General features: G+C 72.8%; 12 protein-coding genes. 5 read left to right on the top strand and 7 right to left on the bottom strand.

The window, feature by feature from the left end; genetic code table 11:
* Positions 1 to 43: 43 nt before the first annotated feature.
* Positions 44 to 577 carry a DUF2231 domain-containing protein gene (locus tag N8I87_RS32125; RefSeq protein WP_263213947.1) on the top strand — a complete coding sequence of 178 codons (534 nt, stop codon included), beginning with the start codon at positions 44 to 46 and terminating at the stop codon, positions 575 to 577.
* A 387-nt stretch (positions 578 to 964) separates the two neighbouring features.
* Here N8I87_RS32125 and N8I87_RS32120 read toward each other — a convergent pair whose 3' ends face one another.
* Entirely contained in the window at positions 965 to 1,765 is an 801-nt protein-coding gene (locus N8I87_RS32120; RefSeq protein WP_263213945.1) for a GntR family transcriptional regulator, read from the bottom strand.
* A 174-nt stretch (positions 1,766 to 1,939) separates the two neighbouring features.
* On the opposite strand from N8I87_RS32120, the gene N8I87_RS32115 reads away from it, so the two are divergent.
* Positions 1,940 to 2,746 carry a (2Fe-2S)-binding protein gene (locus tag N8I87_RS32115; protein ID WP_263213944.1) on the top strand — a complete coding sequence of 269 codons (807 nt, stop codon included), beginning with the start codon at positions 1,940 to 1,942 and terminating at the stop codon, positions 2,744 to 2,746.
* Positions 2,747 to 3,049: 303 nt separating this feature from the next.
* Positions 3,050 to 4,087: a DUF2637 domain-containing protein gene (locus tag N8I87_RS32110; RefSeq protein ID WP_263213943.1), complete on the top strand. Its 1,038-nt coding sequence runs from the start codon at positions 3,050 to 3,052 to the stop codon at positions 4,085 to 4,087.
* Positions 4,088 to 4,170: 83 nt separating this feature from the next.
* Here the strand turns inward: N8I87_RS32110 and N8I87_RS32105 are convergent, their stop codons facing one another.
* The 3 genes from N8I87_RS32105 to N8I87_RS32095 form a co-directional block, all read right to left on the bottom strand.
* Positions 4,171 to 4,629, bottom strand: a complete 459-nt coding sequence (locus tag N8I87_RS32105; protein WP_263213942.1) for an ATP-binding protein — start codon at positions 4,627 to 4,629, stop codon at positions 4,171 to 4,173.
* 376 nt (positions 4,630 to 5,005) lie between these two features.
* Positions 5,006 to 6,748, bottom strand: a complete 1,743-nt coding sequence (locus N8I87_RS32100) for a pyruvate dehydrogenase (RefSeq protein ID WP_263213941.1) — start codon at positions 6,746 to 6,748, stop codon at positions 5,006 to 5,008.
* A 105-nt stretch (positions 6,749 to 6,853) separates the two neighbouring features.
* On the bottom strand, positions 6,854 to 8,206 hold the full coding sequence (locus tag N8I87_RS32095) for a PP2C family serine/threonine-protein phosphatase (protein WP_263213940.1): 1,353 nt from the start codon (positions 8,204 to 8,206) through the stop codon (positions 6,854 to 6,856).
* Between the two features lie 234 nt (positions 8,207 to 8,440).
* Here N8I87_RS32095 and N8I87_RS32090 point away from each other — a divergent pair, with 234 nt between their 5' ends.
* Positions 8,441 to 8,923: a DUF456 domain-containing protein gene (locus N8I87_RS32090; protein WP_263213939.1), complete on the top strand. Its 483-nt coding sequence runs from the start codon at positions 8,441 to 8,443 to the stop codon at positions 8,921 to 8,923.
* A 4-nt stretch (positions 8,924 to 8,927) separates the two neighbouring features.
* On the opposite strand, the gene N8I87_RS32085 is transcribed toward N8I87_RS32090, so the two are convergent.
* On the bottom strand, positions 8,928 to 10,124 hold the full coding sequence (locus N8I87_RS32085; RefSeq protein WP_263213938.1) for an SGNH/GDSL hydrolase family protein: 1,197 nt from the start codon (positions 10,122 to 10,124) through the stop codon (positions 8,928 to 8,930).
* Positions 10,125 to 10,313: 189 nt separating this feature from the next.
* Here N8I87_RS32085 and N8I87_RS32080 point away from each other — a divergent pair, with 189 nt between their 5' ends.
* Positions 10,314 to 10,691: a PPOX class F420-dependent oxidoreductase gene (locus N8I87_RS32080; protein ID WP_263213936.1), complete on the top strand. Its 378-nt coding sequence runs from the start codon at positions 10,314 to 10,316 to the stop codon at positions 10,689 to 10,691.
* On the opposite strand, the gene N8I87_RS32075 is transcribed toward N8I87_RS32080, so the two are convergent.
* Positions 10,688 to 11,182 carry a methylated-DNA--[protein]-cysteine S-methyltransferase gene (locus N8I87_RS32075; protein WP_263213934.1) on the bottom strand — a complete coding sequence of 165 codons (495 nt, stop codon included), beginning with the start codon at positions 11,180 to 11,182 and terminating at the stop codon, positions 10,688 to 10,690. The genes N8I87_RS32080 and N8I87_RS32075 overlap by 4 nt on opposite strands.
* Complete coding sequence (locus N8I87_RS32070) at positions 11,179 to 12,576, bottom strand: DNA-3-methyladenine glycosylase 2 family protein (RefSeq protein WP_263216762.1); 1,398 nt, start codon at positions 12,574 to 12,576, stop codon at positions 11,179 to 11,181. Before N8I87_RS32070 ends, N8I87_RS32075 begins: the two co-directional genes overlap by 4 nt.
* Between the last annotated feature and the right edge of the window lie 83 nt (positions 12,577 to 12,659).

The following is a 12,659-nucleotide window of genomic DNA, read 5'->3' as shown; positions in this document are numbered from 1 at the left end:
CTGTGCCAGGCTGGCGCACCCGACCCCCTCACAGGAGTGCCCGATGAGCCTCGTCAATGGCCTGCCCGCACATGTCCTGCTCGTCCATCTCGTCGTCGTGCTCGTTCCGCTGACCGCGCTGGCCCTGGTGGTCTGCGCCTGCTGGCCGAAGGCCGCGCTGCGACTGGGCCCGCTGCTGCCCCTGCTCGCCTTCGTCGCCCTGGTGAGCGTGCCGCTGACCACTCAGGCCGGCGAGTGGCTGGAGGAGCACGTCGACGGCAACGCCCTGGTCCGCCGCCACGCCGAACTCGGCGACGGTCTGCTGCCCTGGGCGGCGGGCCTGTTCGTCCTGGCGGCGGCAGTCTGGTGGGCGAGCCGCCGCCGGCCCGCGCCGGACGCGCTGGAAGCCGGATCACCCGCCACCGCACGCCGCTACGCCCTCCCCCTGCGGATCACGTTCGCCGTACTGTCCCTGGCCGTAGCCACGGGCGCGGTCGTGGACGTGTACCGCATCGGCGACTCCGGCGCGAAGGCCGCCTGGCACGACGGCTTCTCAAAGACGGCAAGCCACAAGGGATCCGAGGACGACGGCTCCTGACCCACCCCGGGCCCGCGCCGCGCACCGCCCACCCGGGGGTGCACCGCGCCGGACACGACACGGACCACATCGCCCGACCCGCGCATCGGTACGCCCCACCCATGCATCAGCGACACCGGCACGACGGCTTCTCGAGGACTGCGAGCGGCACGGAGGGCGAGGGCAACAGTTCTTACCCCGGCGCGGGCCTGAGCCGGGCACCCCCAGCCCAAGCGCGGGGCACCACGCGGGCCCCCGCACACCGCGCCAGGCTCGCAGATCTCCGCACCGCAGGTACTTGCCGCTTCGCCTCCTGCGTCGACGGCAGGTCCTGCTTGCCCTGCGCCGCCGGCGTAAGCACCTCCCGCGCGGTGGGCCGTTCCAGCGGATCACGGCGGAGCAGTACGTTCAGGCCGCGCCCGCGAAGTGTTCGCCCACCAGGGCGCGTACGACGTCCAGGTCGCGGGCGATCAGGGCCTCCAGCAGTGCCGTGTGCTCCGCCGCGTCGGCGATGAGGTCGGCGTGGCCCGGGCGCGGTGGGCCGCCGACCAGGGGCCACTGGGAGCGGCGGTGCAGGTCCTCGGCGATGCGGACGAGCTGTTCGTTGCCGGAGAGGGCCAGCAGCGCGCTGTGGAAGGCGCGGTCGGACTCGGCGTACGTGGCGCGGCAGCCGGAGGACGCGGCGCGCACGGTGTCCTCGGCGAGCGGCCACAGCTCCGCCCAGCGCGCGGCGGGCACCGTACGGGCGAGTCGCAGCATCACCGGCACCTCGATCAGCGCGCGGATCTCGGCCAGTTCGGCCAGCTCCCGGGTGCCCCGCTCGACGACCCGGAACCCGCGGTTCGGCACGACCTCGACCGCGCCCTCCAGCGCGAGTTGCTGCATGGCCTCCCGCACGGGCGTCGCGGAGACCCCGAACCGGTCGCCCAGCGCGGGCGCCGAGTACACCTCGCCGGGCTTCAGCTCCCCCGTCACGAGCGCGGAGCGCAGCGCGTCGAGGATCTGGCCGCGCACGGACGAGCGCTGCACGACCGCCCGCGGCTGCGGAATCGGCCGCTCGCTGTGCGTGTGCTCGCCGCGGGCCTCGGGTGTCGAGGTGTCGCGCTCGCGTGCCACGTCCGCGGCGCGCGGCTGCGCGGGCACCCGCGTGGCATCGGCCGGATGATCAGGAATCCCCGTTGCGGCGGAGCCGTGTGCGCCCTGCTTCACGGGGGTCCTCCTCCGGGTTGTCGGCACTTGGGCTATTAACGGCGGGTTGTTACTCAGCCGTCAAGCACCTTAGGCGCACAACGCGACAGTTCAAATTCCGAACGAAGTGAGCGAATTGAGTAAGGTAAACCTTACCTTTTCAGCCGTCCACGATCACTGATCGGTGGTTCCGCCATGCCCGTCGCCGCCTCGACCACCCCGACCGCCTCGGCCCTCTCCGCCGCGTACGCCCGCCTCGCCGAGACCTACCCGGGGCCGGCCGTCACGGAGCCGGGCGCCGGGGACGCGGACCCCGGCGGGGACGGCTGGGTCCCCGCCGCCACGCTCGCGGACGGCGCGGACGGCCTCGACGCGTTCCTGGCGTGGGACGAGTCACAGACACTGCGGGACTATGGACACCGCGCCCGCCCGGACGTCGTCGCGAGCTTCGGACTGCACCGGTACGCCTGGCCCGCCTGCCTGCTGATCACCGTGCCCTGGTTCCTGCACCGCCGGGTCCCCCGCCTCCCCGTGACGCACGTCTCGTACGACCGCACAGCCGACCGCATGGCCCTACGCCCCGTCTCCTTCGCCTGCCTCCCGGGCGACCCCGCCGCGGCGCTGTCCGGCGCGGTCGTGGTGCCCGACGATGAGGCGCTGCGGGCTCAGGTGCGGGCAGCGGTGGCCGAGCACCCGGAACCCGTCCTCGGGGCGTTCGGGCCGCGCATGCGGCGGCGCGGGCGCGCGCTGTGGGGCATGGCGACCGACGAGCTGGTCGAGGGGCTCTGGTACGTCGCCCACCTCCCTCGGCGAGGAGGAGCGGGCCGTGCGCGAAGTGGAGCTGCTGCCTTCCGGGTGCTGACCGGACCCGACGGCGAAGCGCTGCCCACCCGGGGCCGGGCGAGCTGCTGCATGTTCTACACCCTCAGGCCGCAGGACACCTGCCCACACACCCGCGACGCCGACCGCATTGCCAAACCCACTGCGGCCACGGCCGTCTGAGGCACCCTCAGGACACGGCACGGTCCGGCGTGCACTAGGATCACCGGCGACTGGGACACCTCCGCGGAGACAGGCAGTTCACAACTTCCTCACTTTTCTCAGGAACTTTCCGTGACCCCATCCGTACGGGTAGTCTTATTCGAACTCAACTCCCGCCCCTCAAGCGGCAGTTCGAGCAGAACGCCGCCCTGGGCACCCCCTTGCACTTCGTTGGCGGCCTCTTGCCCCGAAACCCCCTGAGGGCCGTTGGGATTGGGCCACTATGGCGGGCGATACGCCCTATCCCAATGCAAGGGACCCCAGATGAGAGACATATCGCTGAACTGGCTGCTTCCGGGCGCCGTACTGCTCCTGGGCATGCTGGCGGCGGTCGCGGTGCTTGCGCGCGGTAAGCGCTCCTCGGGGAAGGACACGAGCGCGGACGACTCGTGGGAGCGCAGCGAGGAGCGCCGCCGGCGCAAGGAGGCGATATACGGCACCGCCTCCTATGTCCTTCTGTTCTGCTGTGCGGCGGTTGCCGCGGCACTCTCCTTCCACGGCCTGGTCGGCTTCGGCCAGCAGAACCTCGGCCTCACCGACGGCTGGGAGTATCTGGTGCCGTTCGGTCTCGACGGCGCGGCCATGTTCTGCTCCGTCCTCGCGGTGCGCGAGGCCAGCCACGGTGACGCGGCCCTCGGCTCCCGGATCCTCGTATGGACGTTCGCGGGCGCCGCGGCCTGGTTCAACTGGGTGCACGCACCCCGGGGCATCGGCCACGACGGCGCCCCCCAGTTCTTCTCCGGCATGTCGCTGTCTGCGGCCGTGCTCTTCGACCGCGCGCTGAAGCAGACCCGCCGGGCCGCGCTGCGTGAGCAGGGCCTGGTACCCCGTCCGCTGCCGCAGATCCGTATCGTCCGCTGGCTGCGGGCCCCCCGCGAGACCTACAAGGCCTGGTCGCTGATGCTCCTGGAGGGCGTGCGCAGCCTGGACGAGGCGGTCGAGGAGGTGCGCGAGGACCAGCGTCAGAAGGAGCAGACGCGGCTGCGCCGCCGCGAGCAGCAGCGGGTCGAGCGGGCCCAGCTCAAGGCGATCAGCCGCGGGCACCGCGGTTTCGTCGGCCGCGGCACCGGCCGGCAGATGGAGGTGCACGAGGTGGAACGCGGTTCCTCCCAGGTCACTGCGGAGCCTGCCATATCCGCGCCGGAAGCGCTGCCCGTACGCTCTCGGCCCTCCCTTCAGCCGGTCCGCAAAGGGGCTGACCCGGTCACGGTCGACCTGACCGCGGAGGACGACACCATGGCACTGCCGCGGCTCGACTCTCTCGAGCGCAAGCTCAAGGATCTTGAGCAGCAGTTCGGCTAGTCCGGCTGTTCCGGCCGGGGCCGGACACCACTCGGGACGGGGGCGTGACCTTGGGGGTCACGCCCCCGTCCCGTTGCCGTGGCTTATGCGGCCTCCGCGCCGAGTTCGAACCACACCGACTTCCCCACCCCGTGCGCCCGTACGCCCCACGCGTCCGCGAGGGACTGCACCAGCACCAGACCCCTGCCGTTCGTGCCCTCGTCGGCCTTCGGTGCGCACAACCTCGGCCTGCGGCCGACGAAGTCCCGCACCTCCACACGCAGTCCACGCGGTCCGAGGACGGCCGTCAGGACGGCGTCGTGCTCGGTATGGACGAGGGCGTTGGTGACAAGTTCACTGGTGAGCAGTTCGGCGATCTCGGAGCGGCCCGGCTTTCCCCAGTGCCTCAGGAGCTCACGCAGCGCCCTGCGCGCCTCGGGCACCTCCCGCAGGTCCGCGCGGCCGAGCCGGCGCCTGAGTTGCGGTGCGTGCCTCTGCTCCAAGACGTTGATGTCGACGGTCTCTTCCCCCACTGCCTTCGCCGAGGAGGCCCCGATCGCCACGGGACCGCCTCCTCGTGCCTGCCTCTTCATGACCCCCGCCCGCACGCTGTTGCCGGTACCCCTCCTGATCGAACACCTTCACGGGGATCCATGCCCCGTCCGTCAGGGGGCAGTCATGTCGAAAAGTCAACAACCAGGTCTTCGGCCACGGTTGGAGGGGACTTCAGGGCAGGCTCCAGTGCCCCCGGGTCCAGGTTCCGGACCTGGGGTGCGTAGTACGCCGCGACGGGTGCCCCGTCAAGGGCCTAACGGTTCCGTTCTGTCGTTCCGGCCTCCGCCATGGCGCGGACCGGGCACGCGATACGCCGCAGGGACGATTCTGCAGGGCCGGTGAAACTGGCCGGAATCAAACGGTCCCCACAGCCTGACCGACCCGTCAGGGCCGGGGCACGTTCCGCAGGTTGGAGCGGGCCATCTGCACCATGCGCCCCACCCCGCCGTCCAGCACCATCTTCGACGCGGACAGGGCGAGCCCCTTGACCATCTCGGCCTTGATCTTGGGCGGGACGGACAGGGCGTTGGGGTCGGTGACGACGTCGACGAGGGCCGGCCCGGGGTGCTTGAAGGCGTCCCTCAGGGAACCGGCGAGCTGCTTCGGCTTCTCGACCCGGATCCCGAAGGCACCGCAGGCACGCGCCACGGCGGCGAAGTCCGGGTTGGTGGTCGCCGTTCCGTACGAGGGCAGCCCCGCGACCAGCATCTCCAACTCGACCATGCTCAGGGAGGAGTTGTTGAACAGCACGACCTTCACCGGCAGGTCGTACTGCACCAGGGTCAGGAAGTCGCCCATCAGCATGGAGAACCCGCCGTCCCCGGACATCGACACGACCTGCCGCCCCCGGTCGGTGAACTGCGCCCCGATCGCCATCGGCAGCGCGTTCGCCATCGAGCCGTGCGAGAACGAACCGATGACCCGACGGCGGCCGTTGGGCGAGATGTAGCGGGCGGCCCAGACGTTGCACATCCCGGTGTCGACGGTGAACAGCGCATCGTCGGCGGCGAGTTCGTCGAGCACGGAGGCCACGTACTCGGGATGGATCGGGACGTGCTTCTCCACCTTCCGGGTGTACGCCTTGACCACACCCTCCAGCGCGTCCGCGTGCTTCTTCAGCATCCGGTCGAGGAAGCGCCGGTCGTCCTTGGGCCGCACCCGCGGGGTCAGACAGCGCAGCGTCTCGCGCACATCGCCCCACACGGCGAGGTCGAGGCGGGAGCGCCGGCCGAGCACCTCGGGTCGCACATCGACCTGCACGATGGCGACGTCGTCGGGCAGGAACGCGTTGTACGGGAAGTCGGTGCCGAGCAGGATCAGCAGATCGCACTCGTGGGTGGCCTCGTAGGCGGCGCCGTAGCCGAGCAGACCGCTCATGCCGACGTCGTACGGGTTGTCGTACTGGATCCACTCCTTGCCGCGCAGCGCGTGCCCCACCGGGGACTTGATCTTCCCCGCCAACTCCATCACCTCGGGGTGCGCGCCCGCCGTGCCGCTGCCGCAGAACAGGGTGACCCTCTCGGCCCTGTCGATCATCTCGACGAGCCGGTCGATCTCGGCGTCGCCCGGGCGCACGGTGGGCCGGGAGGTGACCAGGGCGGTCTCGGCGGACTTCTCCGGGGCGGGTTCGTCGGCGATGTCGCCGGGCAGGGACACCACGCTCACGCCGCGCCGGCCGACCGCGTGCTGGATGGCGGTCTGCAGCAGCCGGGGCATCTGTTTGGGGCTGGAGATCAGCTCGCTGTAGTGGCTGCACTCGCTGAACAGCCGGTCGGGGTGGGTCTCCTGGAAGTAGCCGAGGCCGATCTCACTGGACGGGATGTGCGAGGCGAGGGCGAGCACCGGGGCCATGGAGCGGTGGGCGTCGTACAGGCCGTTGATGAGGTGCAGATTGCCCGGGCCGCAGGAGCCGGCGCAGGCCGCCAGCTTCCCGGTGATCTGTGCCTCGGCGCCCGCCGCGAAGGCGGCCGTCTCCTCGTGCCGTACGTGGATCCAGTCGATGGCGGAGTTGCGGCGGACGGCGTCGACGACCGGGTTGAGGCTGTCGCCGACGACGCCGTACATGCGGCGTACGCCGGCGCGGACGAGGATGTCGACGAACTGCTCGGCGACGTTCTGCTTGGCCATGGCTCTCGCGTGCCCCTTCGTCTCCGGAGTAACCGTCCGGTGCCATCGGGTGCCATCCGGTGCCGTCCGGTCTCTGCGAGTTCCATGAATTCACAGGGTGCGCGGTTACGCCTCCCAGACGGCGGCCACCGTACGGTCGTCGGCGTACCCCTTCACCCGCACCTGCGTGTCCGCGAGGAACGCGGCCAGACCGGGCGGGGTGCCGTCGGACCAGCGCCGGGACAGGTAGGCGCAGAGGGCGGGCTCGCCGCGCAGCGGGTCGGCGAGCCCGCCGCTGCACATCAGCAGCGCATCGCCCGGACGGGCGACGGAGGCACGGAACCGGAAGGGCGCGCGGGGTGGTTCGGGAGCCGGCTCGTACGGACTCGGAGGCGTCGGGATGCCCAGATCCATGGTGAGCCGGTCGCCCTCCGGGGTCTCGGACGGCAGCGAGCCGAAGCCGACCACGGCCTCACCGGTGGTGTCGGCGGCCGTGACCCGTGGCTCGATGTCCTGCCACTCCCCGTTCCGCAGCCGGAACAGCCCGCCTTCGCCGATCCCGAAGAACACGCGGGTACGGCACTGCGGGTGGGCGGGCAGCAGCAGACAGCGCAGGGTGGCCGAATACTCCTCCGGGTCGATGCCCTGCTCGGCCGCGCTGGCGCGGAGCTTGCCGAGGCTGCGGTCGGTGAGCCGGTGCAGGCCGGACTTCAGGTCGCCGCGCCGGGCGGCCCGGATGTCCTCGCCGAGCCGCTCGTGACTGCGTCCGACGGCCCGCCCGATCCACTGGCAGACCTCGGCCGCCGCCCGGTGTGCCCCCGGCGTGGCCCGCGCGCCGGTCGCCAGGGCCACGAGGATCAGCGCCTGCTCCCCCGACCCGAACCGCGCGGTGAGCAACGAGTCGCGACGCGGCTCCCCCCGGTACCGCGCGGAGTCCCCCCGCACGGACACGGCCCGCAGCGTGCACGCCCCGTACCGGGCCCCGTCGAGCACCGTGTCCGCGACCAGATCGTCCAGCTCATCGGGATCGGCGACGGGCAGGGCGGTGGGCTCGGCGTCATAGGTGGGCGGCCCGGATCCGACGTAGTCGACGGTGGCGGCGGGCGCCGGGACGACGGGCAGATCGACCTGCGTGGCGGGACGGGGGCCCTGCCCGATGTCCTCGCGCGGGAACGTCGCGGGGCCCTCGGGTGCCGCGGGCGGCGGCTTCCAGGGGGCGCGCCGCCGTGGGGATTCCTCGTCCGGCGCGGTGGGCGCGCGTTGCGGTGGGACCGTGGACTCCACGGCGCAGGGCGCGTCCGAGGGGCCGTCCCCCGGCGCGGTACCCGATCGTGGGTCCACCGTGTCCGCCGCCGAGGCGAACCGGTCGTCCAGGGAATCGGCCGTGGCCGTGGGCCCGGCGTCATCGGTGGAGTCGTCGTACAGCTGCCCCCACCAGTCGTCCTCGTGACGGGTGGGCCTACCCCCCTGCTGGCTCATGCCCCTAATTGTCCACCGCACGGGCCGTATGAAAACGGGGCATCCGGAAAAACCGGCACACCTACCGGCCGCACACGCCGTACCGAGGGACGCGACGAACTGCCGTACGAGACAAGGCGATACGCACCACACCGCCCGGCGGCCCCCCTCGGCCGGGTGGCCGGGGACGACCGCTGACCCACCGCCTGATCTGCTTGATCTGCGCCGTCGCCCTGGCTCCGGCACGCTGGGCAGATGGGAGTGCCCGAGCTCCTGCTGGTCGGCCTGGTGATCGTGCTGGGCCTGTGCGGAGTGCTGGTGCCCGGGGTGCCGGGGTCGTGGCTGGTGTGGGCCACGGTCCTGTGGTGGGCGCTGAAGGATCCGCGGCCGCTGGCCTGGGGTGTCCTGGTGGGCGCCACCGTCGTCCTGCTCCTCTCCCTGGTGGTGCGCTGGGCGCTCACGCCCCGGCGGCTGCGCGAGAGCGGCGCCACATCCCGGATGGGGGTGTACGCGGGCGCCGGAGCCTTCCTCGGCTTCTTCCTGCTTCCCGTGCTGGGCGCGATCCCCGGTTTCATGGCCGGGATCTACCTCCACGAACGCCTGCGTCTGGGCCGTCACGGCGAGGCCCTGGCCGCGCTGCGTACGACGATGCGCTCGGGCGGCTCCAGCGTGCTGGCGGAGCTGTTCGCGTGCCTGCTGATCGCGGGGGCGTGGCTGGGCGCGGTGATCTGGGGCTGACGCGTCAGCCGAGGACGGCCGGCTCGACGGTGTCGGCCAGGGCCCGCATGCCCGCGTCGTTGAAGTGCAGATGGTCGCCCGGGTCGTAGTCGGGCCGGATCCGCTCGGGTGACGCCGGGTCGCGGACGACGGCGTCGAAGTCGGCGACCGCGTCGAAGACACCGCCCGCGCGGATGAGGGCGTTGACCTTCTGCCGTACCGCCTCACGGGCCGCCGTGAAGGCGGAGTAACCGGCGTAGGGCGTGAGGGTCACGCCGACGACCCGGATGCCGTGGGCGTGCGCGCGGGTCACGATCTCGCGGTACGCGTCCACGAAGGCGTCCGGGTCGCTCGCCTCCGGTGTGCCCTTGATGTCGTTGATGCCCTCGAGGACGATCAGGGCGCGCACACCGGCCCGGGACAGCGCGTCGGCGTCGAGCCGGGACAGGGCGCTGGGCCCGACGCCGTCCCGCAGGAGGCGGTTGCCTGCGATGCCCGCGTTCAGGACGCCCAGCCGACGGCCTTGGAGGCGTTCGGCGAGCCGGTCGGGCCAGCGGTGATTGGCGTCGGCGGTGGAGCCGTTGCCGTCGGTGAGGGAGTCCCCGAAGGCGACGACACTGCCGGCGGCCGGGCCGCGCACGTCGACGCCGGTGACGTAGTACCAGTAGTGGGTCTTGGCCGAGTACGCCGTGCCGTCCTCGTCGGCGGCCCGCCGCTCGCCCCGCGTGGCCACGTAGCTGGTCTGGAGGGCCGTGCGGTGATACGTCGCGGGGCCCGAGTCGGCGGGGGTGAAGACCGTGACCAGCAGATCGGCGGCGGCCGGCACGGCCAGCGGCACCGCGTCGGTGAGCACGTCCCAGCCCGGCGGCACGGTGACGGCCTCCACCCCGCTGAAGGTGGCGACGCGCATCGAACCGGCCACGGCCGCCGGGCCACCGCCCGCCCGCCGCAGGGCGACGGTGACCGCGCCCAGCGTCAGGGGCACGCTGCCGAACCGGTTGCTGACCCTGATCCGCACGGCCGTCCCGCCCACACTGGTGTGCACGACGTTCCGGACGGCGGCGCCGGGAAGCGCGGCGATGGTCCCCGAGGGGGCGGTCTCCCAGGTGCCGGTCCAGACGGGCGACGCCGGCGCGGGAGTGGTGCGGGCCGTCGCGGTCGTCGCGGTGGCACCGAAGAACAGCACGATCAGCAGTACGAGAACCCGCCCGGCCTTGACCATCTGTGCGCCCGCCTTCCCCGTCGCCCGCTGGAGGTGACGGTGACACACGGACGCGGCAGGACGACGGAGCGTCACCGCGAAATCCACCCGCACGGCCCAGCAGGGCGGTTCCGGACTAGGCCGTCGGCCCTAGGAGCCCTGGGCGATGTGCCGATGTGCCGGGCAGGGCGGGCGTGTTCGACTGGTGCCATGACCGGATTCAGCGAGGCCGAGCGGGCCTGTCCGGCGTCGCAGCGGCTGGGGCGCCTGGCCACCGTCGACGCACACGGGCAGCCGCAGGCGAACCCCGTGGGCTTCTTCCCGCAGGACGGCGGGACGATCCTGATCGGCGGCCGCTCGATGGGCACCACCAAGAAGTGGCGCAGCCTCCGGAACAACCCGAAGGTCGCGCTGGTCGTGGACGACATCGTCAGCACGCGGCCGGGGAAGGTCCGCGGCGTCGACATCCGCGGGGACGCGGAACTCCTCGTCGGCCCGCACGACTTGGGCCCGTACATGAGCGAGGAGGTCATCCGCGTCCATCCGCGCCGGATCATCAGCTGGTGCCTGGAGGACGACGGGGCCTAGGCATCCGCCGTGCCGAGTGCCCCTTCCCGCGTCAGCAGCCACATCTTCCGGTCGAGGCCGCCCGCGTAGCCGGTCAGGGAGCCGTCCGCGCCGATCACTCGGTGGCACGGGCGGACGACCAGCAGTGGGTTGGCGCCGATCGCGCCGCCGACGGCCCGTACCGCGGCGCGGGAGGCGCCGATGCGTGCGGCGATCTCGCCGTACGTCGTGGTCGCGCCGTACGGGACGGAGTCGAGGGCGGCCCAGACCCGCTCCCGGAACTCGGTGCCCTCGCTCCGCAACTCCAGCCGGAACTCCTTGAGTTCACCGGCGAAGTACGCGGCGAGCTGTTCCTCGGCCGCCCGGAACGGCCCGCGGTCCTGCCGCCGGTCCGCCAGGACCGTACGGCCGCCCTTCTGCCCGGGCACGGACAGCGAGGTCAGAGCCCCGTCCGGGTCGGCGGTGAGCAGCAGCGGGCCCAGCGGCCCGTCCACCCGGGTCCAGTAGGTCATGCGGATTCCAACTCCTTTTGCACACGCAGGTGTTGTACGGCGTAGGAACGCCAGGGCCGCCAGCCGTCGGGCACGTCCTCGCCCGGCGGGGCCACGTCGGGGTCGCCGAGCGCGCGGACCCGGACGGCGGCGACCACGGCCGGGTCCATACCGGGCAGGGCGAGCAGCGCCGCCTCGGCGTCGTCCCGGTCGGCGCCCGGGTCGAGCCGTACGGTGCCGTCGGCGAGCGCGGCGGCCAGCGCGCCCAGGGTGCCGTGCGGCTCGGCCTCCGCGAGGACGGCGGGCTCGGGGAACAGATGGGTCAGGCTGCCGCTGGGGGCGTCCAGCGCCTTGCCGTACCGCAGGACGAGCCGCTCGGCCTCCGCCCGCCCGACCAGGGCTCGTACCGCGAACTCCGCCGGATCGACGGTGCCGGGCGAGCGCAGTCCCGGCCGGGCGGCGACCAGCGGAGCGAGCCGCTCGTCACCGCCGAGCCGCTCGTCGACGGCGTACGGATCGGCATCGAGGTCGAACAGCCGTCGCAGCCGCTGCACGGCGGTGGTCAGATCCCGCGGATCGGTCAGCCGCAGCCGGGCGTCGAGCCAGCCGCCGGGATGCGCGGCGCTCCCCGCGCTCGGTGCCCCGGTCCGCTCCTCGACGGCGACGGTCCCGGTGCCGTACGGCAGCCGCAGCGTGCGCCGGTAGGTACGGCGGCCGGGCTCGCCGCCGACCTCCTCGAGCCCGCTCACGGCCTCGCGGGCGAGCAGGTCGAAGGCGGCGGCGGACCGGTACGGCCCCCGGTACGCGAGGCGCAGCGGGATCCCGGTGCCTGGGGTGGCCCGGCGCGCGCCCCGCTCCCGGGGCGCGGCGGCCCGTACCTCGGTCGGCGTCGAGGCGTACACGGCCCGGATCGTGTCGTTGAACTGGCGCACGCTGGCGAATCCGGCGGCGAAGGCGATCTCGGTGACCGGCAGCTCGGTGGTGTGCAGCAGCACGCGCGCGGTGTGCGCCCGCTGGGCCCGGGCGAGCGCGACGGGGCCGGCGCCGAGCTCCGCGGTGAGCTGCCGCTGCACCTGCCGTGTGCTGTAGCCCAGCCGCTCGGCGAGCCCGGCGACGCCCTCCCGGTCGACCACGCCGTCCCCGATCAGCCGCATCGCCCGGCCCACCACGTCCGCCCGGACGTTCCAGTCGGCGGAGCCCGGCACGGCGTCCGGCCGGCACCGCCGGCAGGCCCGGAACCCGGAGCCCTGCGCGGCGGCGGCCGTCGCGAAGAACCGCACGTTCCGCCGCTTCGGCGTCACGGCCGGGCAGCTGGGCCGGCAGTAGATCCCGGTGGTCTCGACGGCGAAGAAGAACTCCCCGTCGAACCGGGCGTCCCGGCTCCGCACTGCCTCGAACCTGGTGTCTTCGTCCATCACGCTTCCAGTGTGAGCGATGGACACCGGGCCCGACTGGCGGATATCGGACACGCACCTGGCGGGTCCGGCCGACACCGGTC

The organism is Streptomyces sp. HUAS 15-9, assembly GCF_025642155.1.
In the GTDB taxonomy this organism is placed as follows: domain Bacteria; phylum Actinomycetota; class Actinomycetes; order Streptomycetales; family Streptomycetaceae; genus Streptomyces.
The sequence above is the reverse complement of the archived record's forward strand: the minus strand, read 5'-3'. Positions and strand labels throughout refer to the sequence as shown.